25 protein-coding genes are annotated in these 26,806 nt (G+C 67.9%); 14 read left to right on the top strand and 11 right to left on the bottom strand.

The genetic code is table 11. The annotated features are described in order from the left end of the window. Positions 1 to 109: 109 nt before the first annotated feature. On the top strand, positions 110 to 493 hold the full coding sequence (locus AVAK2825_RS17285; RefSeq protein WP_284401112.1) for a hypothetical protein: 384 nt from the start codon (positions 110 to 112) through the stop codon (positions 491 to 493). Between the two features lie 56 nt (positions 494 to 549). Continuing rightward, positions 550 to 876, top strand: coding sequence for a hypothetical protein (locus AVAK2825_RS17280; RefSeq protein WP_284401111.1), 327 nt, complete (start codon positions 550 to 552; stop codon positions 874 to 876). Between the two features lie 100 nt (positions 877 to 976). On the opposite strand, the gene AVAK2825_RS17275 is transcribed toward AVAK2825_RS17280, so the two are convergent. The 7 genes from AVAK2825_RS17275 to AVAK2825_RS17245 all read right to left on the bottom strand — a co-directional run bounded on the left by AVAK2825_RS17275 (position 977) and on the right by AVAK2825_RS17245 (position 8,648). After that, positions 977 to 1,777, bottom strand: a complete 801-nt coding sequence (locus tag AVAK2825_RS17275; RefSeq protein WP_284401110.1) for an amino acid ABC transporter permease — start codon at positions 1,775 to 1,777, stop codon at positions 977 to 979. Next, entirely contained in the window at positions 1,774 to 2,436 is a 663-nt protein-coding gene (locus AVAK2825_RS17270; RefSeq protein WP_272568813.1) for an ABC transporter permease subunit, read from the bottom strand. Before AVAK2825_RS17270 ends, AVAK2825_RS17275 begins: the two co-directional genes overlap by 4 nt. Positions 2,437 to 2,442: 6 nt before the next feature. Continuing rightward, on the bottom strand, positions 2,443 to 3,345 hold the full coding sequence (locus tag AVAK2825_RS17265; RefSeq protein WP_284401109.1) for a glutamate ABC transporter substrate-binding protein: 903 nt from the start codon (positions 3,343 to 3,345) through the stop codon (positions 2,443 to 2,445). A gap of 160 nt (positions 3,346 to 3,505) precedes the next feature. After that, positions 3,506 to 5,932, bottom strand: coding sequence for a molybdopterin-dependent oxidoreductase (locus AVAK2825_RS17260; protein WP_284401108.1), 2,427 nt, complete (start codon positions 5,930 to 5,932; stop codon positions 3,506 to 3,508). After that, entirely contained in the window at positions 5,929 to 6,957 is a 1,029-nt protein-coding gene (locus AVAK2825_RS17255) for an NrtA/SsuA/CpmA family ABC transporter substrate-binding protein (protein ID WP_284401107.1), read from the bottom strand. The genes AVAK2825_RS17260 and AVAK2825_RS17255 overlap by 4 nt, the downstream gene beginning before the upstream one ends. A gap of 63 nt (positions 6,958 to 7,020) precedes the next feature. After that, positions 7,021 to 7,734, bottom strand: a complete 714-nt coding sequence (locus AVAK2825_RS17250) for an ABC transporter ATP-binding protein (protein ID WP_284401106.1) — start codon at positions 7,732 to 7,734, stop codon at positions 7,021 to 7,023. Next, the gene (locus AVAK2825_RS17245) at positions 7,731 to 8,648 is read right to left on the bottom strand and encodes an ABC transporter permease subunit (protein ID WP_284401104.1); all 918 of its coding nucleotides are present in this window, start codon (positions 8,646 to 8,648) and stop codon (positions 7,731 to 7,733) included. Before AVAK2825_RS17245 ends, AVAK2825_RS17250 begins: the two co-directional genes overlap by 4 nt. A 242-nt stretch (positions 8,649 to 8,890) precedes the next feature. Between AVAK2825_RS17245 and AVAK2825_RS17240 the strand changes: the two genes are divergently transcribed. From AVAK2825_RS17240 to AVAK2825_RS17195, 10 genes are all read left to right on the top strand, one after another. After that, positions 8,891 to 10,990 (top strand): 3-hydroxyacyl-CoA dehydrogenase NAD-binding domain-containing protein, encoded by a 2,100-nt coding sequence (locus AVAK2825_RS17240; RefSeq protein WP_284401103.1) that lies wholly within the window; start codon positions 8,891 to 8,893, stop codon positions 10,988 to 10,990. Between the two features lie 49 nt (positions 10,991 to 11,039). Continuing rightward, a complete protein-coding gene (locus AVAK2825_RS17235) occupies positions 11,040 to 12,215 on the top strand; it encodes an acetyl-CoA C-acyltransferase (RefSeq protein WP_284401101.1) in 1,176 nt (391 codons plus the stop codon). A 17-nt stretch (positions 12,216 to 12,232) separates the two neighbouring features. Beyond that, positions 12,233 to 12,703: a PaaI family thioesterase gene (locus tag AVAK2825_RS17230; RefSeq protein WP_284401099.1), complete on the top strand. Its 471-nt coding sequence runs from the start codon at positions 12,233 to 12,235 to the stop codon at positions 12,701 to 12,703. Positions 12,704 to 12,787: 84 nt separating this feature from the next. Then, complete coding sequence (locus tag AVAK2825_RS17225) at positions 12,788 to 14,647, top strand: acyl-CoA dehydrogenase (RefSeq protein WP_284401097.1); 1,860 nt, start codon at positions 12,788 to 12,790, stop codon at positions 14,645 to 14,647. A 133-nt stretch (positions 14,648 to 14,780) separates the two neighbouring features. Next, entirely contained in the window at positions 14,781 to 15,572 is a 792-nt protein-coding gene (locus AVAK2825_RS17220; protein WP_284401095.1) for an SDR family oxidoreductase, read from the top strand. Positions 15,573 to 15,654: 82 nt separating this feature from the next. Further along, the gene (locus tag AVAK2825_RS17215) at positions 15,655 to 16,098 is read left to right on the top strand and encodes a PaaI family thioesterase (RefSeq protein ID WP_284401093.1); all 444 of its coding nucleotides are present in this window, start codon (positions 15,655 to 15,657) and stop codon (positions 16,096 to 16,098) included. 105 nt (positions 16,099 to 16,203) lie between these two features. Next, entirely contained in the window at positions 16,204 to 17,220 is a 1,017-nt protein-coding gene (locus AVAK2825_RS17210; RefSeq protein WP_272568828.1) for an NADP-dependent oxidoreductase, read from the top strand. A 2-nt stretch (positions 17,221 to 17,222) separates the two neighbouring features. Then, on the top strand, positions 17,223 to 17,675 hold the full coding sequence (locus AVAK2825_RS17205) for a GNAT family N-acetyltransferase (protein ID WP_272568830.1): 453 nt from the start codon (positions 17,223 to 17,225) through the stop codon (positions 17,673 to 17,675). Positions 17,676 to 17,724: 49 nt separating this feature from the next. Further along, positions 17,725 to 18,666 (top strand): glutathione S-transferase family protein, encoded by a 942-nt coding sequence (locus tag AVAK2825_RS17200; RefSeq protein ID WP_284401089.1) that lies wholly within the window; start codon positions 17,725 to 17,727, stop codon positions 18,664 to 18,666. Next, entirely contained in the window at positions 18,663 to 19,565 is a 903-nt protein-coding gene (locus AVAK2825_RS17195; RefSeq protein WP_284401087.1) for an SDR family oxidoreductase, read from the top strand. The genes AVAK2825_RS17200 and AVAK2825_RS17195 overlap by 4 nt, the downstream gene beginning before the upstream one ends. Before the next feature lie 134 nt (positions 19,566 to 19,699). Here the strand turns inward: AVAK2825_RS17195 and AVAK2825_RS17190 are convergent, their stop codons facing one another. The 3 genes from AVAK2825_RS17190 to AVAK2825_RS17180 all read right to left on the bottom strand — a co-directional run bounded on the left by AVAK2825_RS17190 (position 19,700) and on the right by AVAK2825_RS17180 (position 22,407). After that, the gene (locus AVAK2825_RS17190; protein ID WP_284401082.1) at positions 19,700 to 20,458 is read right to left on the bottom strand and encodes a 3-hydroxyacyl-CoA dehydrogenase; all 759 of its coding nucleotides are present in this window, start codon (positions 20,456 to 20,458) and stop codon (positions 19,700 to 19,702) included. A gap of 114 nt (positions 20,459 to 20,572) precedes the next feature. Continuing rightward, positions 20,573 to 21,622: an extracellular solute-binding protein gene (locus AVAK2825_RS17185; RefSeq protein ID WP_284401081.1), complete on the bottom strand. Its 1,050-nt coding sequence runs from the start codon at positions 21,620 to 21,622 to the stop codon at positions 20,573 to 20,575. A 224-nt stretch (positions 21,623 to 21,846) separates the two neighbouring features. Continuing rightward, positions 21,847 to 22,407 (bottom strand): phasin family protein, encoded by a 561-nt coding sequence (locus AVAK2825_RS17180; protein WP_272568836.1) that lies wholly within the window; start codon positions 22,405 to 22,407, stop codon positions 21,847 to 21,849. A 225-nt stretch (positions 22,408 to 22,632) separates the two neighbouring features. Here AVAK2825_RS17180 and AVAK2825_RS17175 point away from each other — a divergent pair, with 225 nt between their 5' ends. Further along, on the top strand, positions 22,633 to 23,103 hold the full coding sequence (locus AVAK2825_RS17175; RefSeq protein ID WP_272568838.1) for an acyl-CoA thioesterase: 471 nt from the start codon (positions 22,633 to 22,635) through the stop codon (positions 23,101 to 23,103). A 114-nt stretch (positions 23,104 to 23,217) separates the two neighbouring features. Here AVAK2825_RS17175 and ggt read toward each other — a convergent pair whose 3' ends face one another. After that, entirely contained in the window at positions 23,218 to 25,230 is a 2,013-nt protein-coding gene (gene ggt, locus AVAK2825_RS17170) for a gamma-glutamyltransferase (protein WP_284401075.1), read from the bottom strand. A gap of 318 nt (positions 25,231 to 25,548) precedes the next feature. On the opposite strand from ggt, the gene pncB reads away from it, so the two are divergent. Next, positions 25,549 to 26,760, top strand: coding sequence for a nicotinate phosphoribosyltransferase (gene pncB / locus AVAK2825_RS17165; RefSeq protein WP_272568841.1), 1,212 nt, complete (start codon positions 25,549 to 25,551; stop codon positions 26,758 to 26,760). Positions 26,761 to 26,806 lie beyond the last annotated feature (46 nt).

Raw genomic sequence — 26,806 nt, 5'->3', positions numbered from 1 at the left:
CCGCCGCCGCGTTCGCTTCGCCGTCATTCCCAAGCCCAGGCTGTGCTGCTTCATGTGACGTATCGTCTCAGGGCTTCATCTCCATGCCAAGCATGTCGTGGGGCGATTTATGCAGACCTTCCCTAAGAAGCTTCGTGCGCAAAGCCAGGTTTTCGAAGGCATGGCATCGCGGACCATTGAGTTGGATTTTTCAATCCATGAAGTCGAAAGATTTAAGAAGGTATTTAATAATTTAAGTGTGTTGAATATTTCGAGAATATATTTATGGATTGAGGGCTCTATCGATTGCGGCTTGGTAAAAATAGATTCATTGGCAGATATCAATGTGGAGTATTTGTTGAGTTCTGCTGATTGGGGAATTATGGGGCTTTTGTCCGAAGATATGAAAGACTACTTGTTATTGGAAATTAACGAGTATAATGATGGATTGAAGGTTGGGTTGGATGCCAAGGGGGCTAACTGGGGTGCCATTGATTTTTCGCATATACAATGACTGCATGTTTGTCCTCCATTGTTTCTCGCTGGCTGCATAAAATTGCAGATAATTAAATGAAGATTTTAGAAGGCGAATTGGAAAATTTCCTACATGCTTTCTGTGAATCCAATGCGCATTTGACATTGGTTCAATATTTCCAAAGCTGCCGTACTGACGTATCGATTTTCAAAATATTTGATCAGCCAAATAAACTGGCCTACAAAATTGCCAGAAGCGATAGTTGCATTTTGTTTTTCGATCCTGATGAGGAAGAGTTTGGGCTGGCCTATCAATCGAAAAATGAAATTGTTTGTGCAGAGTTGATCGGCGAGTTGATGTTCGCCATTCAGGAGATGGATCGTCGGCACGGAAGGAATATGAACCGGTCGTCGACTCAATGATGGAGAGCATTCCATCGGTTGCCGAGGTGAGAGTGAAAATCCCACAAGACCGCTGTCCTTTTCCTCGCAGAGCGTCTCGTCACCGGGCTGCTGACGACCGTCAATGCACCGGCCGCCCCAGCCATTGGCTCGCCCTGGAGATCGCGTAATTCACCAGGGAGTACAGCGCTGCGACCACCAGGTACACCGGCACCAGCGAGTGGTAGTTGGCGATGAGCACCTTGGCGTTCTGCATGAGTTCGCCATAGGTGACGACGTAGCCGAAGGTGGTGTCCTTGACCACGATGACCAGTTGCGCGACCAGGGCCGGGACGATGTAGCGCAGCGCCTGGGGAAAGACGACGACGGAAAAGACCTGGACCTCGGTCAGCCCCAGGCTTCGCGCGGCATCGGTCTGGCCGCGGGGAACGGCGAGCACGCCCGCGCGGTACACCTCGGCCACGACGGCGGCGGTGCTCAGGCCGACGGGCAGGGTCAGCATCCAGTAGGTGCTCAGTTTGATCCCGGCCGACGGGAGTACCAGAAAGCACACGTAGATGAGCAGCAGCGTCGGCGTGCCACGCAGGAACTCGATGGCCGCGGTGCTGGGCCAGCGCACGAGCCGCGACCGCGCCCGGCGGCCCACCATCAGTACGAGGCCGAGGGTCAGCGCGATGACGGCGGCCATCGCCGCCGAGGCCAGCGTGCCGAGCAGGCCCTTGGCCAGGAAGGCCCAGGTCGAGGGCCAGGCGAAGAATTTCCAGAACCGGGCGTCGAGCTGCCCCGCCGAGTGGAACCGGAACGCGACCGCCGCCGCCAGCAGGAGCAGCAGGGCCGCCGCGGCCCCGCTTGCGACACGCGCGACGGTTTGGGCCCGGGGGCTGGGCGCACCGAACAGGATGTCTTCCAGAGGGCGGCTCATCGCAGGATCCGCACCTTCTTTTCCAGGGCGGCGCCGGCCCAGGCGATCAGCAGCCCGGACGCCACGTACATCGCGGCGGCCACTGCGAACGCGGCCATGCCGGCCGCGGAGTCGTTGGCGATCTTGGACACGAGCGTGGTGAGTTCCCGGCCCGGAAACGGCACCTGCGATGCCAACGAAGTGGACAGCATCAACGCAATGAGCAGCGAGGTCATCGGTTGCACCACCGCGCGCAACGCCTGCGGCAGCAGCACCGCCGAGACGATGCGCATCGGGCGCATGCCCAGGCTGAGGGCGGCCTCGATCTGGCCGCCGGCGACGGTGTTGATGCCCGAGCGCAGGTAGTCCGCCGTGAACGCGGAGCAGACCAGTATCAACGTCAGGATGACGGCGGGCTCATAGTCGAACAGCACGTTCAGGTCGGGCAGCGCGAACACGATGAAGATCAGCAGCGCGACGCTGGGAATGTTGCGAAAGATCTCGACGTAGACGGTCAGGACGAAGCGCAGCGGCGGCAGCGGCAAGAGGCGAAGCACCGTCACGGCCATGCCCAGCACGAAGCCGGGCACGAACGACAGGACCGTGAGCTTCCACGTCAGCAAAAGGGCCTGCCCGAAGGCAGGCCCATGGTCGGCCAGGAGCCGGGAGACCTCGCCCATCGGGGGTCAGGGCAGGGCGGGGGGCGTCGGCACGGCGGTGCTGCCGGTGCGCTGTCCGATGGAAATGGTCCAGAGCTTGGCCCAGGTGCCGTCGGCTTCGATCTTCTTGAGGAAGGCATTGACGAAGGCCACGCCGTCCGAGCCCTTGGGCAGCCCGATGCCGTAGGGGTCTTGCGCACCGAAGGGGGCGCCGGCCAGTTTGGCGTCGCCGGTTCCCAGGCTCAGGGCGTTGAGCAGCAGCGTGTGGTCGGTCACGTAGGCATCCACGCGTCCCTGGCGCAGGGCGTCCAGGGCTTCCTGGTGGGTCTGGAACTCTTGCACGGCCGCCTTGGGCGCGTACTGCGCCAGGATCGCGGGGCCCGTGGAGCCCGCCTGCGTGGCGACCTTCTTGCCGGCCAGGTCGTCGTGCGACTGGATGGTCTTGTTGTTCGCCTTGACCAGCACGCCGGCCTGCGAGGTGTAGTAGGGTCCGGCGAACGAGATCTTCTCGGCGCGGGCGGGCGTGATGGAATAGGTGGCGAACACCATGTCCACCTGACCGTTGATGAGCACCTGCTCGCGCGTGGCCGAGGTCACCTGCGTGAACTGGACCTTGGCCCCATCGCCCAGGATGTAACGCGTGATGAGCTGGGCCAGGCCGGCGTCGAAGCCGCGCATCTTGCCGTCCTTCTCGTTGAGCAGCGAGAACAGGTTCGAGGTTTGCGTGCCGCCCAGGCGCAAGGTGCCGGCCTGCTTGATCTTGCTGGCCCAGGTGCTCGATGCGATGGTGGCCGCGTCAGCGACGGGGCCTTGTGCGACCAGCGCGTCGAACGCCGCGGTGTTGATGGGCGTGCCCTGTGCGAAAAGCGACCCACCGGTGGCGATCGCCAGGGCCGCCACGGTGGATTTCAGAAGGGTTTTGATCGACATGCGTTCCTCTTGAATGGTGTGTTGCGTGAATCCGTGTATAGCACCAGTCGCCGGACTGCGGCGCCACGGGCGCGTGCCAGCGGCGAGCATAGCCCGACTCGCCCTCGACACGCTCCGCCAGCATGGGTGCTATTTAATTGATAGCGATATGCCCTAGTAACTATTGTGCTGGAGGCCAATTTGGGTGCAAGTCCCGGTGGGGCTGGAATTGGCTTGCAGCCGGATGGGCGAGCGCCGCGTCCACTTCCAACCGCTGCGGCGGCTCGAACGCCGTCACCTCCGGCAACGGCCCCTGCCACAGCGCCACCTCCACCCGCGCGCTCTGCGCCGCGCAGCCCTGCGACAGGCGGGAACTGCCGACATCCGGCGTGACCAGGTTGGGGTTGCCATGCTTGTCCAGGCTGCCGGCCACCTGCGGGTCCAGCGGGTCGTACCAGGCGCCCGTGGCGATCTGTGCCACGCCGGGCCGCAGGCCGTCGCTCAGCACCGCGCCGGCCAGGAAGGCGCCGTGGGCGTTGAACACGCGCACCACGTCGCCCCCGGCGATGCCGCGGCGCAGCGCGTCGGCGCGGTTCAACGTGATCGGCTCGCGGCCCTGCACCTTGGTGGCGCGGCTCACGCGGCCGTGGTCGTATTGGCTGTGCAGCCGCGCCGCGGGCTGGTGCGACAGCAGGTGGATGGGCCAGGCCGATGCCTCCGGCGCGAACCACGTGGCCTGGCCCGGGCAGTCGCCGTAGCCGAAGCGGTCGATGGTCTGCGAGAACAGCTCGATGCGCCCCGAGGGCGTGGGCAGCGGGTGCGCGGCCGGGTCTTGCCGAAAGCGTTCCAGCAGCACCACGGGCGCGGCGGGCCGGGGCAGCTCGAGGTGGCCGGCGCTCCAGAACGCGTCGAACGATGGCAGTGCGATGCCCGCCGCCTCCGCGCGTGGCCGGGCGGCTTCGTACAGGTGGCGCAGCCATTGCGCCGTGTCGCGCCCTTCGGTGTAGGCGGCCTCGAAGCCCAGCCGCGCGGCCAGCGCGCGGAAGATGGCGTAGTCGTCCCGGGCCTCACCCACGGGCGCGATGGCCGCGCGCATGGCGATCATGCGCGGTTCGCTGCCGGCGCTGCCGATGTCGTCGCGCTCCAGCGAGGTGGTGGCGGGCAGCACGATGTCGGAGTATTTGGCCTGCGCCGTCCACACCTGTTCGTGCGTCACGATGGTCTCGGGCCGTTGCCAGGCCTCGATGGTGCGGTTCAGGTCCTGGTGGTGGTGGAACACGTTGCCGCCGGCCCAGTACAGCAGGCGGGCATGGGGGTAGCGACGGCGTTCGCCGTTGTAGTCGAAGGGCTCGCCGGGCTGCAGCAGCATGTCGGCGATGCGCGCCACGGGGATGAAGGCGCCCACGGGGTTGTGCCCCTGCGGCAGGCGCGCGCCCGAGAAGCTGCCGTGCCCGCTGCCGATGTAGTTCATGCAGCCGTACCCCAGGCCGAAGCCGCCGCCGGGCAGCCCGATCTGGCCCAGCAGCGCGGCCAGCGTGACGGCCATCCAGAACGGCTGCTCGCCGTGCCGAGCGCGCTGCAGCGAGTAGGTGCAGTTGACGAGGGTGCGCTGGCGGGCCATGCGCCGCGCCAGCGCCACGATGCGCTCGGCGGGAATGCCGGTCTGCGCGGCGGCCCACTCGGGCGTCTTGGCGGTGCCGTCGGCACCGTGGCCCAGCAGGGCGTCGCGCACGCGGTCGAAGCCCACGGTGTAGCGGGCGCAGAAGGCGGCGTCGTGCAGGCCTTCGGTGACCAGCACGTGGGCCAGGCCCATCATCAGCGCGGTATCGGTGCCGGGCTGGATCGGCAGCCACTCGGCTTCGGGCACGGCCGCCAGGTCGTCGCGTGCCGGGCTGATGTTGACGAAGGCCGTGCGCCCGCTCGCGGCCATGCGGGCCAGGGCCGGCGCCGCGCCGTGGTCGCTCGCGCCGCCGGGGCTCACCTGCGTGTTGCGCACGGGCAGGCCGCCGAAGGCCACGAACAGCTCGCAGTGCTGCGCCAGCACGTCCCACGCGGTGTGGTGCTGCAGCAGCGCGTCCATGCCATCGACGATGTGCGGCAGCAGCACGCGGCCGGCGCCCAGGCTGTAGCTGTCCTTGCTGGCAATGTAGCCGCCGAAGCCGTTCAGGAAACGGTGCAGCTGGCTCTGCGCGTGGTGAAAGCGCCCCGCGCTCGACCAGCCGTAGCTGCCGCCGAAGAGGGCCTCGTTGCCGTGGGCCGCGCGCACACGGCGCAGTTCGCCGGCCACCAGGTCCAGCGCCAAGTCCCAGGGCAGCTCGACGAAGGGCTCGCGCCCGCGCAGGTGGCCGCTCGTGTGGCGCGTGGCCGGGTCCAGGAAGCTGCGGCGCACGGCGGGCCGGCGCACGCGGGTGGGCGAGTCGATGGCGCCGGGCAGGGACTGGCCGATGGGCGAGGGCGCGGCGTCCCACGGTGCGGGCGCCATGCCGGTGAGCCGGCCGCCTTCGACGATGGGCCGGTACACGCCCCAGTGCGTGGCGGTGAAGGCGGCGTGGGCCGTCGGCGCCGGATTCGCAGAGTGGGGCGGATGGGTGGGCGGGGCGGTGCTCACAACCGGGCCAGGTAGTCCTTGACCTGCACCTTCTGCGGCAGGATCTTGCGCTGCGACAGCCAGTCGGCGGCGTTCTGGAATTTCTGGATGAAGGCCGCGTCGTTCACGCCGTGCACCTCCCAGCGGCGCTTGAGCTGCAGCAGCGAGGCACGCACGGCGTCGCTGTAGTTGGCGTCCTGCTGGTAGAGCGCCTCGGCCTCGGCCGCGTTCTGCGTGGCCCATTGGGCTTCGGCGGCGTAGGCCGCGTTGACGGCGTGCACGATGGCGGTGTTCTCTTCGGCGAATTTCCGGTGGGTGACGTAGGAGTTGAAGTCGATCAGGAAATCGAGGTCGCGCCCCTCAAAGAACACGTCGTGCGCCTTGTACTCGGTGCGGGCGATGTCCACGCCCGGGCTCCACATCGACCAGGCGTCGATCTTGCCCTGCGCGAAGGCGGGGCCGGCGTCGGGCGGGTTCAGGTACACGAACTTGACCTGGTTGCGGTCGATGCCGTGCTTTTCCAGGGCGGCCACGAGCAGGAATTCGCCCAGGCCCGAGCGGTTGACCGCCACCGACTTGCCCACGAGGTCCTGCACCTTGTCGATGCCCGAGCCGTCCTTGGCGATGATGGCGGTGCTGCGCGGCTCCACGATGGCGAACTGCGTGAACACCAGCGGCGAGCCCGCGATCATGGCCGCCAGCGCGGGCGTGGTGCTGCCGCCGAAACCGAAGTCGCTGCTGCCGCCCGTCACGGCCTGCAGCGACGGCGCGTGGTTGGGAAACGGGCCCACCCATTGCACCTTGATGCCGTCCTGGGCCAGGCGCTTTTCGAACGCGCCCCGCGTCTTGGCCAGGCCGGGCAGGCCGCCGCGGCCCCAGGCCAGGCGCACGGTGTCGGTGTTGCGCGCCGCCGGGTTGGCGGCGAAGGCCGGTGCCTGCAGCGCGGCCAGGCCGCCGGCCAGCAGGCCGGCCTGCAGGAAGCTGCGGCGGGAGGACGATGGGGCGTGGGGGGCGGCGAAAGTGTCGGTCGAAAGGGCGGAGGTCATGGTGCGGGAGAAAGAAGAAGTCATTCGGGAACGATTCGGAAGGCGGGGAGCGGTGCGAGGGCCTCAGGCCTCGGCGGCCACGCCCAGTTCGGCCAGCAGGGCCTCGCGTAGCGCCACGGCGTCGGGGTGGGTGCGCAGGGTCTGCGCCTCGGGCGGTACGGCGTATCCGCCGGCGATGGCGCCTTCGCGCATCACCAGCACGCGGTCGGCCAGGGCGATGGCCTCGTCCACGTCGTGCGTCACGAGCAGCACGCCGGGCTGGTGGCGGCGCACCAGGGCCTTGACCAGGGCGTGCATGCGGATGCGGGTCAGGGCATCGAGCGCGGCGAAGGGTTCGTCCAGCAGCAGCAGGCGCGGCTCGCGCACCAGGGCACGGGCCAGGGCCACGCGCTGGGCCTGGCCGCCCGAGAGGTTGCGCGGCCAGTCGTGGAGCCGGTCGCCCAGGCCCACTTCGGCCAGGGCCTGCTGGGCCAGGGCTTGCGCGGTGTCGCCCTCCAGGCCCAGCGCCACGTTGCGCCACAGCGGCTCCCAGGGCAGCAGGCGGTGTTCCTGGAACACCACGGCCGGTTGCGGCGGGCCGTCGATGCGGCCGCCGTCGATGGTGTCCAGGCCCGCCAGGGCGCGCAGCAGCGTGGTCTTGCCGCAGCCGCTCTCGCCCAGGAGGGCGACGAACTCGCCGCGTGCGATGGCCAGATCGAGCCCGTCGATCACCGTGCGCTCGCCGTAGAGGCGGCGCAGGCCGTGCACGGATACGGCGGTGGCGTGCGGCGCGCTCATCGGCCACCCCGCGCCGCGTAGTTGGGGTGCCACGACAGCAGCCGCCGCTCCAGCGCCCGCGCCACCGCGTCCGAAGCCACGCCGATGGCGGCATAGACCACGATGGTGAGCACGATCACGTCGGTGCGCAAAAACTCGCGCGCGTCCATGGCCAGAAAGCCGATGCCGGCCTCGGTCGCGATGGTCTCGGCGATCACCAGCGCCAGCCAGGCGACGGCCAGCGCGTAGCGCACGCCCGCCAGGATGGAGGGCAGGGCGCCCGGCAGCACGATGCGACGGATCAGCGCGGCGGTGGACAGGCCGTTGACCCGGCCCACCTCCACCAGCTTGGGGTCCACCTGCCGGATGCCCAGCACGGTGTTGATGTAGATGGGGAACATCACGCCCAGCGACACCAAAAAGATCTTGCCCGCCTCGTCCACGCCGAACCACACGATGACCAGCGGCAGCATGGCCAGGAACGGCACCGCGCGCACCATCTGCACGCTGCGGTCCAGCAGGGCCTCGGCCAGCCGAGAGAACCCCACCAGCGTGCCCAGCGTGAAGCCGATGGTGCCGCCGATGGCGAAGCCCGTGGCCGCGCGCAGCAGGCTCACGCCCAGGTCGCTGATGAGCTGGCCCTGCAGCACCAGTTGCCATGCGGTCTGCGCCACGCGGCTGGGCGCGGGCAGCACCTGGGGAGACAGGGCGCCGGCGCGGGCGAACAGCTCCCACACCAGCACCAGGGCGAGCGGCGCCAGCCATGAAATCAGGGCCAGGCTGCGCGGGCTCCAGGGGCGTGGTGCCCGGCGCGCAGCGGCTTGCACGGGCGGGGCCTTGGAGGCCGCTGCGCCGCGCGCGGCCGGGGCGGCCGGCACGGTGTGCTGCGTGGCGATGCGCGCCGCGGTGGGAAGGTGCTGTGTCCATTCGCTCATGGGGGATCCTCTGCGTGCGGGAAAACGGCCGAGGCTACCGGCGCGCCCCGCACGGTGAAACGAAGGAAAACCGACGTGCATATGACGTTTGCGTGCGAGCCTCTATCCGGCGGGTGTCCCAGAGCGGACACCGGTGGATACCGGGCCGCCGTGCAAGGCCCCTAGAATGGAAAAGCACGATCGTTCGCTAAAGAGCCGCCAAGGCCCGCAGCGTTGTCTTTTCAAACCCGAGGAACAAGCGCATGACCGCTGAGTACCAAGTCCACGGCGATGTGGCCGTGATCACGCTCGACAACCCCCCCGTCAATGGCCTGGGCCATGCCACCCGCCAGGGCGTGGCCGACGGACTGGCGCGCGCCAATGCCGACGCGGCCGTCCGCGCCATCGTCATCACCGGCGCCGGTGGGGCGTTCTCCGGCGGGGCCGACATCAAGGAGTTCGGCACCGACAAGGCGCTGCAGGAGCCCAACCTGCAATCGGTGATCCTGGCGGTGGAGAACTCGGCCAAGCCCGTGGTGGCGGCCATCCATTCGGTGTGCATGGGCGGCGGGCTGGAGCTGGCGCTGGGCTGCCACTACCGCATCGCCGCGCCGGGCTGCAGCGTGGCGCTGCCCGAGGTCAAGCTGGGCCTGCTGCCCGGCGCCGGCGGCACGCAGCGCCTGCCGCGCGTGCTGGGCGTGGAGGCCGCGCTCAACATGATCGTGAGCGGCGAGACGGTCAAGAGCGAGCTGATCGGCTCCATCCCCGGCCAGAAGCTGTTCGACAAGCTGGTGGCCTCGCCCGAGGCGCTGGCTGCCGAGGCACTGGCCTTTGCTAAGAGCGTGGCCGACGTGCGCCCCCTGCCGCTGGTGCGCAACCTGCCGTGCAAGCACCCCGAGGGCGATGCGTACTTCCAGTTCGCGCGCAACATGGTCAAGGGCATGGCCAAGAACTTCCCGGCGCCCGAAAAATGCGTGGACGCCGTTGAGGCGGCCACCAAGCGCAAGTTCGCCGACGGCATCGCCTACGAGCGCGAGTTGTTCATCAACCTGATGTGGACGCCCGAATCCCGCGCGCTGCGCCACCTGTTCATGGCCGAGCGTGCCGCGAGCAAGATCGCCGACGTGCCCTCCAGCACCCCGAAGCGCGACATCCAGAAGGTCGGCGTGATCGGGGCCGGCACCATGGGCGGCGGCATCGCCATGAACTTCCTGAACGCCGGCATTCCCGTGACGATTCTGGAGACCAAGCAGGAGGCGCTGGACCGCGGCATCGCCACGATCAAGAAGAACTACGAGTCGCAGGTCAAGAAGGGCAAGCTCAAGGAAGACAAGTACCAGCAGCGCATGGGGCTGCTCGCCACCACGCTGGACTACGCCGACCTCAAGGACGCCGACCTCATCATCGAAGCGGTGTTCGAAGAGCTGGGCGTGAAGGAGACCGTGTTCAAGCAGCTCGATGCCGTGGCCAAGCCTGGTGCGATCCTGGCGTCCAACACCTCCACGCTGGACGTGGACAAGATCGCCGGCTTCACGAAGCGCCCGCAGGACGTGGTGGGCATGCATTTCTTCAGCCCTGCCAACGTGATGAAGCTGCTGGAAGTGGTGCGCGGCCAGGCCACGGCCAAGGACGTGCTGGCCACGGTGATGGCCCTGGCCAAGAAGATCAAGAAGACCGCCGTGGTCTCGGGCGTGTGCGACGGCTTCATCGGCAACCGCATGATCGAGCAGTACAGCCGCCAGGCCGGCTTTCTGATCGAGGAAGGCGCCACGCCGCAGCAGGTGGACAAGGCGGTGGAGAAGTTCGGCTTCGCCATGGGCCCGTTCCGCATGGGCGACCTGGCCGGCAACGACATCGGCTGGGCGATCCGCAAGCGCCGCTACCAAGAGAAGCCGGACATGAAGTACAGCAAGACGGCCGATCTGCTGTGCGAGATGGGCCGCTATGGCCAGAAGACCGGCGCGGGCTGGTACGACTACCAGGCCGGCAAGCGCGATGCGATCCCGAGCGAGGTGGTCAACCGCATGATCGAAGACCACCGCAAGGCCCTGGGCATCACGCCGCGCAAGATCTCGGACGAAGAGATCGTGCAGCGCCTGGTGTTCTCGCTGGTGAACGAAGGCGCGGACATCCTGGAGGACGGCATCGCCGGCAAGTCGGGCGACATCGACATGGTGTACCTCACCGGCTACGGCTTTCCGATCCACCGCGGCGGCCCCATGCACTACGCCAACGAGGTCGGCCTGTTCAACGTGGTGCAGGCCATGAAGCGCTTCGCGCAGAACCCGCTGGACGATGCGAAGTTCTGGGAGCCCGCGCCGCTGCTGGCCCGGCTCGCCGCGCAAGGCAAGGCCTTCTCCTGACCCGACCGACCGCACCGCACGTGTCCCCCCGAATCCCAAGGAATTGCACATGACCTCCGCAGTGATCGTTTCCACCGCCCGCACGCCGCTCGCCAAGAGCTGGAAGGGCTCGTTCAACATGACCCACGGCGCCACGCTGGGCGGCCATGCCGTGCAGCACGCCATCGCGCGCGCCGGCATCGACGGCGCGGAAGTGGAAGACGTCATCATGGGTTGCGCCAACCCCGAGGGCGCCACGGGCGCCAACATCGCACGCCAGATCGCGCTGCGCGCCGGCCTGCCGGTCAGCGTGTCCGGCGTGACGGTGAACCGCTTTTGCTCCTCCGGCCTGCAGACCATCGCCCTGGCGGCGCAGCGCATCATCGCCGGCGAGGCCGACGTGTACGTGGCCGGCGGCGTGGAGAGCATCTCCTGCGTGCAGCAGGAGATGAACCTGCACATGCTGCGCGACCTGGCGCTGGCCAAGGCCAAGCCCGAGATCTACTGGAGCATGCTGGAGACTGCCGAGCAGGTCGCCAAGCGCTACGGCATCGGCCGCGACGCCATGGACGAGTACGGCGCCGCCAGCCAGCAGCGGGCCTGCGCCGCGCAGGCGGCTGGCAAGTTCGATGACGAGATCGCCCCCATCACCGTGACGGCCGGCGTGGCCGACAAGGTGCGCGGCCTCATCACCCAGCAAGTCACCGTCAGCAAGGACGAAGGCACGCGCGAAGGCACCACCAAGGAAGGCATCAGCGGCATTCGCCCGGCCATGCCCGGCGGCGTGATCTCGGCCGGCAATGCCAGCCAGTTCTCCGATGGTGCCGGCGCCTGCGTGCTGGTGAGCGAGGACTACGCCAGCCGCAAGGGCCTGAAGCCCCTTGGCCGCTTCCTGGGCTTCGCGGTGGCGGGCTGCGAGCCCGACGAGATGGGCATCGGACCCGTGTTCGCCGTGCCCAAGGTGCTCAAGAAGCTGGGCCTCACGGTGAACGACATCGACCTGTGGGAGCTGAACGAGGCCTTCGCCGTGCAGGTGCTGTATTGCCGCGACAAGCTGGGCATTCCCGCCGATCGCCTGAACGTGAACGGCGGCGCGATCGCCCTGGGCCACCCCTACGGCGTGAGCGGCCAGCGCCTCACGGGCCATGCGCTCATCGAAGGCAAGCGCCGCGGCGCCAAGCGCGTGGCAGTGACCATGTGCATCGGCGGCGGCATGGGTGCGGCCGGCATCTTCGAAGTGCTGTAACCGCACGGGGCACGCCCATGGCCGCGCCACCCGTCACCGTGCCGCCCGAGGCCTTCCTGGCCATGGGCCGCGAGGTGCTGGCGGCGCAGCCCTTCAGCGTGCTGCTGGGCGCCGAACTGCACGCGTTCGCCCCGGGCGGGTGCGAGCTGCACCTGCCTATCACCGAGCAGATCCGCCAGCAGCACGGCTTCGTGCACGGCGGGGCGGTGAGCTACCTGGCCGACAACGCGCTCACCTACGCGGGCGGATCGGCGCTGCGGGTGCCGGTGGTCACCTCGGAGTTCAAGATCAACTACGTGCGGCCCGCCGTGGGCGAGCGCCTGGTGGCGCGCGCCCAGGCCGTGCACGCGGGGGCGTCGCAGGCGGTCTGCCGCTGCGACGTGTTCGCGGTGCAGGGCGGGGTGGAAAAGCTCTGCGCCATCGCCCAGGGCACCATCGTGGCCCTGCCGACGCATGCCGCGCCTTCGCCGCCGGCCCCGGCCGGCTGAACGCCGGTGGTGGTTGTTTGCTATTGTTTTTGTAGCTGTATGCCGCCGCATTCATTGCGGTGAAGCCTTATTCGATGCCCCATCATGAGCCTGCGCACCACGGTTGATTTCTTGCTCTACGACTGGCTGGACGCTCCCGCGCTGCAGGCGCGCGAGCGCTTTGCCGACCATTCGCGCGAAACCTTCGATGCGGTACTGGACACCTGCGAGCGCATCGCCCGCGAAAAATACGCGCCGTTCAACCGCCTGGTGGACACCGAGGAGCCGCGTTTCGACGGCGAGAAGGTGATCCTGCCGCAGGCCACGCACGAGGCGCGCCGCGCCTATTCCGAGTCGGGCCTGCTGGGCGCCGCGCAGGACTACGAGCTGGGTGGCATGCAGCTGCCCTACACGGTGGAGGCGGCGGCCAACAGCTTCTTCGCCGCGGCGTCGGTCAGCATCGGCTCCAACCTGCTCACCTCGGGCAACGCCAACCTGCTGATGGCGCACGGCACGCCGGCGCAGCAGCAGGTGTTCGCGCACAACGAATTCAACGGCCGCTGGGCCGGCACCATGTGCCTGTCGGAGCCGCAGGCGGGCTCGTCCCTCTCGGACGTGGCCACGCGCGCCGTGCCGGACGCGGACGGCGATGGCGGCGGCGGCGGCGGCGATGCCTGGCAGCAGGACCCGCTGGGCCCGCGCTACCGCCTCACCGGCAACAAGATGTGGATCTCCTCCGGCGACCACGAGCTGACCGAGAACATCGTGCACCTGGTGCTGGCCAAGATCCCCGGGCCGTATGGCAAGCTGGTGCCGGGCACGCGGGGCATCTCGCTGTTCATCGTGCCCAAGCGGCTCGTCGATGCGCAGGGCCAGCTCACGGGCGTGCGCAACGACGTGGCGCTGGCGGGGCTCAACCACAAGCTGGGCTGGCGCGGCACGACGAACACGCTGCTCAACTTCGGCGAGGGGCGCTACCCCGTCGAGGGGCGCGCGGGCGCCATCGGCTACCTGGTGGGGCAGCCGGGCGAGGGTTTGAGGTGCATGTTCCACATGATGAACGAGGCGCGCATCGCCATCGGCATGGCCGCGACCATGCTGGGCCTGGCCGGCTACCACGCCAGCCTGGACTACGCGAAGAACCGGCCGCAGGGCCGTCTGCTGGGCAAGGCCGGCAAGGACGCGAGCGCCCCCCAGGTGCGCCTGATCGAGCATGCCGACATCAAGCGCATGCTGCTGGCGCAAAAGAGCTACGGCGAGGGCGCGCTGGCGCTCAACCTGTACTGCGCGCGCCTGGTGGACGAACAGCACACCGGCACCTCGCCCGACGCCGACGAGGCGCGGCTGCTGCTGGAGGTGCTGACACCGATTGCCAAGAGCTGGCCCAGCGAGTGGTGCCTGGAGGCCAATTCGCTCGCCATCCAGATCCACGGCGGCTACGGCTACACGCGCGACTTTCCCGTGGAGCAGTACTGGCGCGACAACCGGCTGAACATGATCCACGAGGGCACGCACGGCATCCAGGCGCTGGACCTGCTGGGCCGCAAGGTGCTGATGGAAAACGGCCGGGGCCTGCAGCTGCTGGCCGCGCGCATCAACGCCACCGTGGAGCAGGCCATCCAGCAGCCCGCGCTGGCGGCGCACGCCAATGCGCTGGCCCAGGCGCTGCAGCAGGTGGGCGCGGCCACCAAGGCCGCCTGGGCGACAGGCGAGCCCACCGAGGCGCTCGCCAACGCCGTGCCCTACATGCAGGCCTTCGGCCACACGGTGCTGGCCTGGGTGTGGCTGGACGTGGCCCTCGCCACGCTGCGCGCCGATGCCGCGCAGGCCGCGCCCGCGAGCGTGGGCCGCCTGGGCGCGGCGCGCTACTTCTTTCATTACGAGCTGCCCAAGATCGGTGCCTGGCTGAACGTGGTGCGCACGCGCGACGACACCTGCGCCAGCCTGCCGGAAGACGCGTTCTGACCGCGTCCGGCCATCGCTCCCGGGACACCGCCGGGGCCCGGTCCGCAGCACAATGCACCGGCGCCGCGCGGATCGGGCAACGTTCAGGCAGGCCGCGCCGGCCCCCCATCACCACCAACGAGGAGACCCCGACATGACCCGCACCATCCAACAACTGTTCGACCTCTCCGGCAAGACCGCGCTGGTCACCGGCGGCTCGCGCGGGCTGGGGTTGCAGCTGGCGCAGGCGCTGGGCGAGGCCGGCGCGCGCATCGTGCTCAGCTCGCGCAAGGCGTCCGACCTGGAGGAGGCCACGGCCACCTTTCAGCAGGCCGGCATCGACACGCGCTGGATCGCCGCCGACTGCGCGCAGGAAACCGACATCCGCCGCCTGGCCGACGAGACGCTGCAGCGCGTGGGCGATGTGGACATCCTCGTCAACAACGCCGGCGCCGCCTGGGGCGCCCCGGCCGAGGACCACCCGGTGGAGGCCTGGGACAAGGTGATGAACCTGAACGTGCGCGGCTACTTCATCCTGAGCCAGCAGATCGCCAAGCGCAGCATGATCGGGCGGCGCAGCGGCAGCATCATCAACGTGGCCTCTATCGCCGGCCTGGGCGGCAACCCCAGCGGCATGAACACCATCGCTTACAACACCTCCAAGGGCGCCGTGATCAACTTCACCCGTGCGCTGGCCGCCGAGTGGGGCAAGTACAACCTTCGCGTGAACGCCATCTGCCCCGGCTTCTTCCCGAGCCGGATGACGGTGGGCACCCTGAAGGCCATGGGCGAGGAAAAGCTCGCCAACCATGCACCGCTCGGACGGCTGGGCGACGACGAAGACCTGAAGGGCCTGTGCGTGCTGTACGCCAGCGATGCCGGCAAGCACATCACCGGCCAGTGGCTGGCCGTGGACGGCGGCGTAAGCATCGTCACCGGAGGCTGAGCTTCCGCGTCTGGATGACTTTGCCTGCGGCGGGCCACGCGGTGGCTATGCTCGTCGCTTCCCTCAATTCCTGGAGTGCCCTGTGCTGAGTTTTGGTGTCGAAATTCCTTTTGTCGATGAGCTGGGCTTCACGCTGCACCACATGAAGGGCGGCGCGTCCGAGCTGCACTATGAAGCGCGGCCGGAGCACATGAACTCGTTCGACGTCACGCACGGCGGTGCCTCCATGACGCTGCTGGACGTGGCCATGGCCACGGCGGCGCGCAGCGACACGCCCGACTTCGGGGTCGTCACCATCGAGATGAAGACCAGCTTCATGCAGCCCGCGCGCGGCCCGCTGGTGGCGCGGGGGCGGCTCATCCACCGCACCGTGTCCATGGCCTTCACCGAAGGCACGGTCACCGATGCGGAAGGCCGCGTGTGCTGCCATGCCACCGGCACCTTCAAGTACGTGCGGCGCAAGCCCGCCCAGCCCGGTGCGTCCGAAGGCGCGGGCGCGACAGAGGGCGCACTGCCCACCGATTGACCCACCCAACCGAGCCCGGCAGGGTTCGGAGCCCTATCGCCTGCCAGCGCAATGAAAACGCCGGCATGCCGCTATCAAAACAATAGTCAACCCAAGGAGTCCAACATGCCCAGCAACGAACAGATCCTGCTCGACAACCGCCCCCAGGGCGAAGCCGCCACCAGCAACTTCAAGCGGGTGACCACCGACACGCCGGCCCTGAAGGACGGCGAGGTGCTGGTGCGCCACCACTACCTCAGCCTGGACCCGTACATGCGTGGCCGCATGAACGACAGCAAGAGCTACGCGGCCAGCCAGCCGCTGGGCGAGGTGATGATCGGCGGCACGGTGGGCGAGGTGGCGGAAAGCCGCCACCCGAAGTTCGCCGTGGGCGACAAGGTCGTCGGCATGGGCGGCTGGCAGCAGTACAGCGTGGTCGACGGCAACGCCCCCGGCATGCTACGCAAGGTCGATACCACCCACGTGCCGTTGTCGCACTACCTGGGCGCCGTGGGCATGCCGGGCGTGACCGCCTGGTACGGCCTGGTGAAGATCATCGCGCCCAAGGCCGGTGAAACGGTGGTGGTGAGCGCGGCCACCGGCGCGGTGGGCAGTGCCTTCGCCGCGCTGGCCAAGGCCCGCGGCTGCCGCGTGGTCGGCATTGCCGGCGGCCCCGAAAAGTGCAAGTACGCGACCGAGGAACTGGGCTTCGATGCCTGCATCGACCACCGCGAGCACGGCGACCTCAAGGCCATGTCCAAGGCCCTGAAAGAAGCCTGCCCGAATGGTATCGACGGCCACTTCGAGAACGTGGGCGGCTACATCCTCGACGCCGTGCTGCTGCGCGCCAACGCCTTCGCCCGCGTGGCCGTGTGCGGCATGATCGCCGGCTACGACGGCCAGCCGCTGCCGCTGCAGAACCCCGCGCTGATCCTGGTGAACCGCATGAAGATCGAAGGCTTCATCGTGAGCGAGCACATGGAGATCTGGCCCGAGGCGCTCAAGGAACTGGGCACGCTGGTCGGCTCCGGCAAACTGCGCCCGCGCGAGACCATCGCCGAGGGCCTGGCCGCGGCGCCCGAGGCCTTCCTGGGCCTGCTCAAGGGCAAGAACTTCGGCAAGCAGCTCGTCAAGCTCGTCTGACGATGGCGCTGCACTGGACCTGGGCCCGCTTCGACGACATGGGCGTGCACGCGCTGCACGATGCGCTGGCGCTGCGCTGCCGCGTGTTCATCCTGGAGCAGGGCCCCTACCAAGACCCCGACGAGGCCGACAAGACCGCCTGGCACCTGCTGGGCCGCGGCGGCGCGGGCGATCTGCAGGCCTACTTGCGGCTGACCGATCCGGGCGTGAACTACGTGGAGCCCTCCATCGGCCGCGTGGTGGTCGCGCCCGAGGCGCGGGGCACCGGCATGGGCTGGGCCCTGGTGCGCGAGGGCCTGGCGCGCGCGCAGGCCACCTGGCCGGACCGTGCGGTGCGCATCAGCGCGCAGGCGCATCTGCAGCGCTTCTACGGCGAGATGGGCTTCGTGGCCGTCTCGGCGGAGTACCTCGAAGACAACATCCCCCACATCGAAATGCTGTGGAGCCCCGCCTGACGGCCCGGCGGCCCGCACGCAGCAGCCACCACTGGCCAGGAGATCGTTCATGTCCGCGCTGATCCTTCACCACTACCCCTCGTCGCCGTTCTCCGAAAAGATCCGCGCGGTGCTGGGCTTCAAGCAACTGGCCTGGAAGTCGGTCATCGTGCCCAGCGTCGCGCCCAAGCCCGACGTGCTGGCGCTCACGGGCGGCTACCGCCGCACGCCCTTCCTGCAGGTGGGGGCCGACATCTACTGCGACACCGCGCTGATCTGCGACGTGCTGGAGCACGCCCAGCCCGAGCCGGTGCTGTACCCGCCGCACCTCAAGGGCGTCTCGCGGGTGTTCGCGCAATGGGCCGACACCACGCTGTTCTGGGCCGCCATGGCCTACAACCTGCAGCCGCGCGGCGCGGCCGTGCTGTTCGCCAACCTGCCGCCCGCGGCCGCCCAGGCCTTCGGCGAGGACCGCAAGGCCATGAGCGCCGGCATGAACCGCCTGCGCCCGCACGATGCCACGGCGGCCTACCGCTCGTACCTGCGCCGCATCGCACACATGGCCGAGGAGCACGAGTTCCTGTTTGGCGCCGAGCCGTGCGTGGCCGACTTCGCCGCCTACCACCCGCTGTGGTTCACGCGCACCTGCGTGCCGGTGATGGCCGAGATCTTCGCCGCCACGCCGGCGGTCACCGAGTGGATGGACCGCATCGCCGCCCTGGGCCACGGCCGCATGGAGAAATTCAACGCGCAGGACGCGATCGCCGTGGCCGCCGCGGCCGAACCCTTGCCGCTGCCGGCCGAGCCGTTCCAGGACGAGCACGGCATTCCCCTCGGCAGCGCCGTCACCATCGCCGCCGATACCTTCGGCACCGAGCCGACCGAGGGCACGCTCGTGGCGGCCACGCGCACGCGCTACACGCTGGCCCGCACCGACACGCGGGCGGGGGCGCTGCACGTGCATTTCCCCCGCATCGGCTACGTACTCAAGAAAACGGAGACATCGGCATGATCGAATCGTTCCAGGGCAAGACGGCGGTACTGACCGGCGCGGGATCGGGCTTCGGCCTCGAATGCGCGCGCATCGGCGCCCAGCGGGGCATGAACCTCGTGCTGGTGGACGTGCAGCAGGACGCGCTCGATGCCGCCGCGGCCGAGCTGCAGGCCGCGGGAGCCGCCGTGCTGGCCCGGCGTGTGGACGTGGCCGACGCCGCGCAGATGGCGCAGTTGGCCGCCGACGTGCAGCAGCGCTTCGGCGCGCCGCACCTCGTGTTCAACAACGCAGGCGTGGGCGCGGGCGGGCTGATCTGGGAAAGCAGCGTGCAGGACTGGGACTGGGTGATGGGCGTGAACCTGATGGGCGTGGTGCACGGCGTGCGCCTGTTCACGCCCATGATGCTGGCCGCCGCGGCGCAGGACCCGCAGTGGCGCGGCCACATCGTCAACACGGCCAGCATGGCCGGCCTGCTCAACGCGCCCAACATGGGCATCTACAACGTGAGCAAGCACGCGGTGGTGAGCCTGTCCGAAACGCTGTACCAGGACCTGGCCCTCGTCACCGACCAGATCGGCGCCAGCGTGCTGTGCCCTTACTTCGTGCCCACGGGCATCACCCGCAGCGAACGCAACCGCCCGGACGTGGCGACCGCGGCGCAGCCCACCAGGAGCCAGCTGATCGGCCAGGCCATGACCGACAAGGCCGTCAGCAGCGGCAAGGTGACGGCGGCCGAGGTGGCCCAGCGGGTGTTCGACGCGGTGGGTGCCGGGCAGTTCTACATCTTCAGCCACCCGCAGGCGCTGGGCAACGTGCAAAGCCGCATGGAGAACATCGTGCGGATGGAGAACCCGCCCGATCCGTTCCTGGCCCGGCCGGACATCGGCCAGCGGCTGCGCGAGCAGCTGCGGGGATGAGCCGCCACGGGCCTGCCGGCACGGGTGGGTCGGCAGGCAAGGGCGGCGCTGGCGGCAGAGGCGCTTTGGATGAAAAAGGCCGCCAGCACAGATTCCACTAGGGCATTCTGCTATCGATTAAATAGCAATCGCACTCAGCGTGGCGCCAGGCGGATCGCGCCGTCCAGGCGGATCACCTCGCCGTTGAGCATGTCGTTCTCGAAGATGTGCTGCACCAGGCGCGCATAGTCTTCGGGCGTGCCCAGGCGGCTCGGGAAGGGCACGCCCGCGGCCAGCGCGTCCTGCACTTCCTGTGGCATGCCGAACAGCATGGGCGTGCCGAAGATGCCGGGGGCGATGGTCATGTTGCGGATGCCGTTGCGCGCCAGGTCGCGCGCGATCGGCAGCGTCATGCCCACGATGCCGCCCTTCGATGCGGCATAGGCCGCCTGGCCTATCTGCCCGTCGTAGGCCGCCACGCTGGCCGTGGAGATGAGCACGCCGCGCTCGCCGGTGGCCTCCGCCTCGTTCCTGGCCATGGCCTCGGCAGCCAGGCGGATCATGTTGAAGCTGCCGATCAGGTTCACGGTGACCGCCTTGGCGAACAGGGGCAGGGCGTGTGCGCCGTTCTTGCCCACGGTCTTCTCGGCCGGGGCGATTCCCGCGCAGTTGACCAGGCCCATCAGCTTGCCCAGGGAGACGGCCTTCGCCACCACGGCCTGTCCATCGGCTTCCTGGCTCACGTCGCACTTCACGAAGGCGCCACCGATGTCGCGAGCGACCGCTTCGCCCCGGTCCGCCTGCAGGTCGGCGATGACGATCTTGCCGCCCTGCGCGGCCAGCCGGCGTGCCGTGCCTTCGCCCAACCCCGACGCGCCGCCGGTGACGATGAATACCTTGCCTTGGATTTCCATGGGGGATGTCTCCTCGATATGACGTTAACGTAAACGTCAATTATGGCCGAAGCAGCGGGCGTGAAAAAGCCCGGCATGCCGGGCTTTTGGTGCAAGGAAAGGAAGGTGCGTGGCTTACTGGAAGTTCACGCGGTCCAGCATCTGCTGCACTTTGGTCATGTGCTCGCCCACCGCGCTGATCGGGATGGTCTCGCTCTTGAAGGGCTTGCCGTCCGTCATGGCTTTCAGGGCCGGATTGCGCGGGTCCACGCCCTTGGCGGCGGGCCACTCGTTGTTGCCGTTGGCGAAGTAGTTCTGCGCTTCGGGGCTGGCCAGGTATTCCAGGAACTTGACCGCGTTGGCCTGGTTCTTGGTGTTGCGCGCCACGGCGCCACCGGCGATGTTCATGTGCGTGCCCCACGACTGCTGGTTGGGGAACACCACCGACACCTTGCTGGCGATGGCTTTGTCCTCGGGCTTTTCCGAACGCATGATGCGGGCGAGGTAGTAACTGTTGGTCACGGCGATGTCGCACTCGCCCGACGCCACGGCCTTGATCTGGTCGGTGTCGCCGCCCTTCGGAGGACGCGCCAGGTTGCCGGCCACGCCCTTGAGCCAGGCCTCGGCCTTCTGCTCGCCCATGTGCTCGGTCACGGCGCCGAACAGGCTCAGGTTGTAGGGGTGCGAGCCGGAGCGGATGCAGATCTTGCCCTTGTTCTTCGGGTCGCCCAGCTCTTCATAGGTGTCCACGTCTTCCTTGCTGACCTTGTCCTTGTTGTAGACGATCACGCGGGCGCGGGTGGACAGGCCGAACCAGGCGATGCCGCCGTCGGCCGCGGGCTTGGCGCGCAGGTTGGAGGGGATGGTGTCTTCCAGCACCTTGGAGCGGATGGGCAGGAACAGGCCGTCGACCTCGCCGCGGTACAGGCGGGCGGCGTCCACCAGCAGGATCACGTCGGCCGGGGAGGCGGTGCCTTCGGCCTTCAGGCGGGCCATGATGCCGGCGTCGTCGGCGTCCACGCGGTTCACCTTGATGCCGGTGGCCTTGGTGAAGCCGGTGTACAGCGCTTCATCGGTGGCGTAGTGGCGGGCGGAGTACAGGTTGACGACCTGATCCTGGGCGGAGGCGGCGCCAGCGGCGGCCAAAAGGCAGGCCGCCAAAACGGCTTTCATGGACTTCTGCATGGAGAGGGGCTCTTCTCTGGAGGTTGGAAACCGGGCGATGATAGGCCGAACGAGAATGATTCTTAAAACAAGACCTGCTGCACCAGAGGTCTTCTCGCGGTGATCCCGCCCGGCCCGCTGCCATTCCACGTGCCGTGCGCCCATAAAAAAAGCCCGGTCGCAAGACCGGGCTTGAATTGGATCCCTGAAACCCGGTTTCGAGAGATCCAAGGAGACAACGGGTTTTAGCGCTTGCGCTGCTGCACGGCGGCGGCCGACTTGGCGGCGGCGTTGGCAGCGGTGTTGGCCACGGCGTTGAAGTTGGCTTCAGCGACATCGCTGGCTTGCTTCACGGCCTTTTGAACGGATTCGAAGGCATTGTTGGCGGCAGAGACGGCGCTCTTGAACACGGCCACGCTGGTTTCGGAACCGGCGGGTGCATTCTTGGCGGCGCTGTCCACCAGGTTGCTGAAGTTGCGCTGCACTTCGGACGCCTGGGCTTCGAACGTGCGGCCGAATTCGGCGCTGGTGCTCGAGGCGATGTCGTACAGGTGGCGGTTGTAGGCAGCGGTCTTTTCTGCCAGGGGCTGGAACAGGCTCGCTTGCAGGGACAGCAGCTCTTGCGCATCCTTGGCGCTCAGCACGGCTTGCGTGTGCGTGGCGACTTCGGCCAGGGCAGCGCGGGAAGCGGTCACGTTCAGTTCCACCAGCTTTTCGACCCCTTCGAATGCCTTGTTGGTCAGGCCGAACAGGGTTTCGAGGTGGGCCTTGTGGGATGCAATGAGTTGTTCCGGGGTCAGCGACATGGTGTATCTCCTATTGATAGGTCCTCGAGGGACGGATGGTTGAGACATCTGCGCTGTCGTGACCTGGAAGTCATGTTGCAGTGCAGCATGGGACGGATTCTAGGCGGTTGAGTTCAGGAATCAAGCGATTTTGCTGCGTTGCAACATGATTAGAGTGCATAACCAAAAATGCCGGTCACCTGAGGCACATCAAAGGGGGCGCCTCCACTGGCAGAATTTGCCGCCATGAATGCCCCCACCGTTTCCACGCCGCCCCGCCGCCTGCCGGAGCCGCGCTCCGCATATTCCGTGTTCCGCACGATTACCACCCGCTGGGCGGATAACGACGCATATGGCCATGTCAATAATGTCGTGTATTACAGCTGGTTCGATACGGCAGTGAATGCCTATCTGATTGAGCGTGGAGCCCTGGATATCCATGCGGGCGAGACGATCGGCTTGGTGGTCGAAACCCAGTGCCATTATTTCGCGCCCCTCGCTTTTCCCCAGACGGTGGAGGCTGGCATCCGCGTGGCGCACGTGGGCCGCTCCAGCGTGCGCTACGAAGTCGGGCTGTTCGCCGAGGGCGCGCCCGAGTCGGCGGCGGGCGGGCACTTCGTGCACGTGTATGTCGGCCGCGAGGACCGCCGGCCCCGCGCCTTGCCGCAGGCGCTGCTGGACGCCCTCGCCCCCCTGCGCATCGCGGTCGGCACCTGACCTGGCTCCTTCCATGAAAAAAGCACCGGAACGCTCACGCGGCCGGTGCTTTTTGGAGGGGGGCGCGGCAGGCGGCAGCCCTTCGGCCGGGCCGCCTGGCGCGTCAATGCACGGTCAGGGCTTGTAGGTATCGCCCAGCACCACGCCTTCGCGGCGGGGATCGGCGCCGCCCTGCAGCACGCTCTCGCCGTTGCGCTGCACGCGGATGATGGTGCTCGTGCCGCTCGACTGGGCCGAGGTGGACACCGTGTGGCCCAGTGCGCGCAGGCCCGTGATCAGCGGGTCGTTGTTGCCGCCGTTGCTGCTGTTGATGGCCGGGTGTTCGCCGCCCAGCGAGGTCGTGGGGCTGTTGCTGGCGCCGAAGTCCACCAGCGAGGTGGCCTGCTGCGCATCCAGGCCCCAGTCGAGCGCGCCGACGACCGTCTTCACCACGTACTGGATGATGGTGCCGCCACCGGGCGAGCCCGTGCCCATCAGGAAGTCGCCCATGCGGCCGTCCGCGGCCTTCTTGAACACCAGCGTGGGTGCCATCGAGCTGCGGGGACGCTTGCCGGCTTCGACACGGTTCGCCACCACGGCGCCGGTGCTGTCGGTCGGCGTGGCCGAGAAGTCGGTCAGCTGGTTGTTCAGCAAGAAGCCTTGCGTCATGTGGAACGAACCCATGCCGGCTTCCACCGTCGTGGTCATCACCACGGCATTGCCCTGCTTGTCCACGATGGTGAAGTGCGTCGTGCCCTTCTCGTCGATCAGGCTCACGCCGGCAGGCTTGTTGCTCAGGTCGCCGGCCACGGCTGTGCCCATGCTCTTGGTCATGCTGATCAGGCCCGCGCGGTTGCGCAGGTAGGTCTTGTCCAACATGGCTGCGGGCGAGCCGCCGGGCAGCGACACGAAGTCGGTGTCGGCGATGTACTTGTCGCGGTCGGCATAGGCCAGGCGCTCGGCCTCGCTCACCAGGTGCACGCCCATCACCGAAGGCTTGCCGCCTTCGATGTCGATGGCCGTGGGCTTGTAGTTCGCGAGGTTGAAGTTCTCCAGGATGCCGAGCGCCGACGCCACGGCGATGCCGCCGGAGGACGGTGGCGACATGCCGCACACCCAGTAGTCGCGGTAGGTCGTGCAGACCGGGTCGCGGCGCTTGGCGCGGTAGTTGGCCAGGTCGCTCATCTCGGTCAGGCCGGGGGTGATCGCCACGGTGGGCGTGCCGCCGCTGGTGACCTTGATCTTGTTCACGATGCCTTGCGCCACGGGGCCGGTGTAGAACGCATCGGCGCCGCCGCTGGCGATGGTGTTCAGCGTGGTGGCGTAGGCGGGGTTCTTGATCAGCGTGCCCAGGCCCTTGGGCGTGCCGTCGGCATTGAAGAAATAGGCGACGGCCTCGGGATCGCGCGAGAGGCCGGTGGTGGCGCCGGCGATGGCGCTGGCCATGCGGCCGCTGATCTGGAAGCCGTCCGAGGCCAGCTTGACCGCGGGCTGGAACAGCTCGCTCCACTTGAGCTTGCCGTGGTCCTGGTAGGCCATCTCCAGCATGCGCACGGCGCCGGGCGTGCCGATGGAGCGGCCGCTGGCGCGCGCGCCGCCGGGCTGGGGCAGGGTGCGGTCGCTGTCGCTCACCCAGCGCAGGTAGTTTTCCGTCGCGGCCGCGGGGGCCGTTTCACGGCCGTCATAGGCCTGCACTTTTTTCTGCGCTGCATCGTAGTGCAGCATGAACGCGCCGCCGCCCAGGCCCGACGATTGCGGCTCGACCAGGCCCAGCACCATCTGCACCGCCACGGCCGCATCGACCGCGGAGCCGCCCTGGCGCAGCACTTCGCAGCCCGCGCGCGAGGCCAGCGGATTGGCCGTGCTCACCATGTACTGCTTGGCATAGACCGCGGTCTTGCCGACCTTGTAGCCGGAGGCGGGCTCCGGAGCTGCGGGATCGCCGGGCAGGCCGGAGCCGACCGTGACCGAGCCGCCATCGCTGACAACCGCGCAGGCCGAGTCCTGTCCAGGGGCCGAAGCGCTGCCACTGCCACCCCCGCCACCGCCGCAGCCGGCAAGGACCAGCAGGGCGGCCGTCAGCGTGGCGGTGTAGCGCCACACAGGGCGCGTGGTGGAGGGTGTGATGGGCGGGCGGGAATGGCGCATTGGAAAAATACCTTTGTTCTTGAGGAAGGAAGTGCCGTCGTCTCTGCGGCGCATCGAGCATACGCGCTGCGCGGGCCCGTTCGGACCGGCCCCATTCCGCCGTGCGACATGTGTGAGATGCGATCGGCGGCGAAGCGGGTGGACACGAGCGCGTGCGCTGCGGGATGCGTGCAGGGCGGCGGCAGCGGTGCGGTGCAAGATCCGGACCAGTGCGGTGCCCGGCAATGGGGCGCCCTTGATGACACAATGCCATGCGACGGTGCGCTGCTGCCGTTCACTGCAGATGTCCAGCCGGCCCGCCCGCGGCCGCTTCCACCCATGATCATCACCAGCCTGCTCGACACCGATCTCTACAAGTTCACCATGATGCAGGTGGTGCTGCACCAGTTTCCCGGCGCGCAGGTGGAGTACCGCTTTCGCTGCCGCAACCCCGGCGTTCAGCTGGTGCCTTTCGTCAACGAGATCCGCGAGGAGATCCGCTCGCTGTGCAGCCTGCATTTCCAGGATGCCGAGCTGGCCTACCTGCGGTCCATGCGCTTCATCAAGAGCGACTTCGTCGACTTTCTCGGGCTCTTTCGGCTCAACGAAAAGTACATCACCGTGAGCCCGCTGCCCTCGGGCGAGATCGACATCACCATCACCGGGCCGTGGCTGCACACCATCCTGTTCGAGGTGCCGGTGCTGGCCATCGTGAACGAGGTGTACTTTCGCAACACGCAGAAGGTGCCCGACTTTCCCGAAGGCCGCCGCCGGCTCGACGCCAAGATCGCCCTGCTGCAGGCCGATGGCCTGGGTGACCTCAAGATCGCCGACTACGGCACACGTCGCCGCTTCAGCCGCGCCTGGCACGAAGAGGTGCTGCGCGTGCTGTGCGCGCGCCTGGGTACGGGGGAGCGCCGCACGACGGGCGCGCCTTCGGGGCCGGGGCAGTTCGCCGGCACGAGCAACGTGCTGTATGCCATGAAGCTCGGCGTGACGCCGCTGGGCACCATGGCGCACGAGTACCTGCAGGCCTGCCAGGCGCTGGGCCCGCGCCTGCGCGACAGCCAGATCTTCGGCTTCGAAATGTGGGCCAAGGAGTACCGTGGCGACCTGGGCATCGCGCTGTCGGACGTGTACGGCATGAGCGCCTTCCTGCGCGACTTCGACCTGTATTTCTGCAAGCTCTTCGATGGCGCGCGCCACGACAGCGGCGACCCGTTCGCCTGGGGCGAGCGCCTGCTCGACCACTACCGCCGCAACCGGGTCGATCCGCTGACCAAGACGCTGATCTTCAGCGACGCCCTCACCGTGCCGCGCACCATCGAGCTGTACCAGCAGTTCCGCGGGCGCTGCCAACTGGCCTTCGGCATCGGCACCAACCTCACCAACGACCTGGGCTGCGAGCCGCTGCAAGTCGTGATCAAGATGACGCGCTGCAACGGCCAGCCCGTGGCCAAGCTGTCCGACACCCCGGGCAAAGGCATGTGCGACGACGAGAAGTACCTGGCCTACCTGCGCCAGGTGTTCGAGATCCCGGCGCCGCAGTGAACGCATCGATCCGCATGCAGTGCACCGGTCGGCCGCCGGGTGCTCC

Origin of the sequence: Acidovorax sp. SUPP2825 (genome assembly GCF_030158995.1) — a bacterium.
In the GTDB taxonomy this organism is placed as follows: Bacteria; Pseudomonadota; Gammaproteobacteria; order Burkholderiales; family Burkholderiaceae_C; genus Paracidovorax.
Note: the sequence above shows the minus strand (reverse complement) of the source record. Positions and strands in the feature narration are given on the sequence as shown.

Coding starts and splice junctions, on each gene's coding strand:
- AVAK2825_RS17285 (WP_284401112.1), top strand. CDS start 110: ATGCAGACCTTCCCTAAGAAGCTTCGTGCGCAAAGCCAGGTTTTCGAA.
- AVAK2825_RS17280 (WP_284401111.1), top strand. CDS start 550: ATGAAGATTTTAGAAGGCGAATTGGAAAATTTCCTACATGCTTTCTGT.
- AVAK2825_RS17275 (WP_284401110.1), bottom strand. CDS start 1,777: ATGAGCCGCCCTCTGGAAGACATCCTGTTCGGTGCGCCCAGCCCCCGG.
- AVAK2825_RS17270 (WP_272568813.1), bottom strand. CDS start 2,436: ATGGGCGAGGTCTCCCGGCTCCTGGCCGACCATGGGCCTGCCTTCGGG.
- AVAK2825_RS17265 (WP_284401109.1), bottom strand. CDS start 3,345: ATGTCGATCAAAACCCTTCTGAAATCCACCGTGGCGGCCCTGGCGATC.
- AVAK2825_RS17255 (WP_284401107.1), bottom strand. CDS start 6,957: ATGACCTCCGCCCTTTCGACCGACACTTTCGCCGCCCCCCACGCCCCA.
- AVAK2825_RS17250 (WP_284401106.1), bottom strand. CDS start 7,734: ATGAGCGCGCCGCACGCCACCGCCGTATCCGTGCACGGCCTGCGCCGC.
- AVAK2825_RS17245 (WP_284401104.1), bottom strand. CDS start 8,648: ATGAGCGAATGGACACAGCACCTTCCCACCGCGGCGCGCATCGCCACG.
- AVAK2825_RS17240 (WP_284401103.1), top strand. CDS start 8,891: ATGACCGCTGAGTACCAAGTCCACGGCGATGTGGCCGTGATCACGCTC.
- AVAK2825_RS17235 (WP_284401101.1), top strand. CDS start 11,040: ATGACCTCCGCAGTGATCGTTTCCACCGCCCGCACGCCGCTCGCCAAG.
- AVAK2825_RS17230 (WP_284401099.1), top strand. CDS start 12,233: ATGGCCGCGCCACCCGTCACCGTGCCGCCCGAGGCCTTCCTGGCCATG.
- AVAK2825_RS17225 (WP_284401097.1), top strand. CDS start 12,788: ATGAGCCTGCGCACCACGGTTGATTTCTTGCTCTACGACTGGCTGGAC.
- AVAK2825_RS17220 (WP_284401095.1), top strand. CDS start 14,781: ATGACCCGCACCATCCAACAACTGTTCGACCTCTCCGGCAAGACCGCG.
- AVAK2825_RS17210 (WP_272568828.1), top strand. CDS start 16,204: ATGCCCAGCAACGAACAGATCCTGCTCGACAACCGCCCCCAGGGCGAA.
- AVAK2825_RS17205 (WP_272568830.1), top strand. CDS start 17,223: ATGGCGCTGCACTGGACCTGGGCCCGCTTCGACGACATGGGCGTGCAC.
- AVAK2825_RS17200 (WP_284401089.1), top strand. CDS start 17,725: ATGTCCGCGCTGATCCTTCACCACTACCCCTCGTCGCCGTTCTCCGAA.
- AVAK2825_RS17195 (WP_284401087.1), top strand. CDS start 18,663: ATGATCGAATCGTTCCAGGGCAAGACGGCGGTACTGACCGGCGCGGGA.
- AVAK2825_RS17190 (WP_284401082.1), bottom strand. CDS start 20,458: ATGGAAATCCAAGGCAAGGTATTCATCGTCACCGGCGGCGCGTCGGGG.
- AVAK2825_RS17185 (WP_284401081.1), bottom strand. CDS start 21,622: ATGCAGAAGTCCATGAAAGCCGTTTTGGCGGCCTGCCTTTTGGCCGCC.
- AVAK2825_RS17180 (WP_272568836.1), bottom strand. CDS start 22,407: ATGTCGCTGACCCCGGAACAACTCATTGCATCCCACAAGGCCCACCTC.
- AVAK2825_RS17175 (WP_272568838.1), top strand. CDS start 22,633: ATGAATGCCCCCACCGTTTCCACGCCGCCCCGCCGCCTGCCGGAGCCG.
- ggt (WP_284401075.1), bottom strand. CDS start 25,230: ATGCGCCATTCCCGCCCGCCCATCACACCCTCCACCACGCGCCCTGTG.
- pncB (WP_272568841.1), top strand. CDS start 25,549: ATGATCATCACCAGCCTGCTCGACACCGATCTCTACAAGTTCACCATG.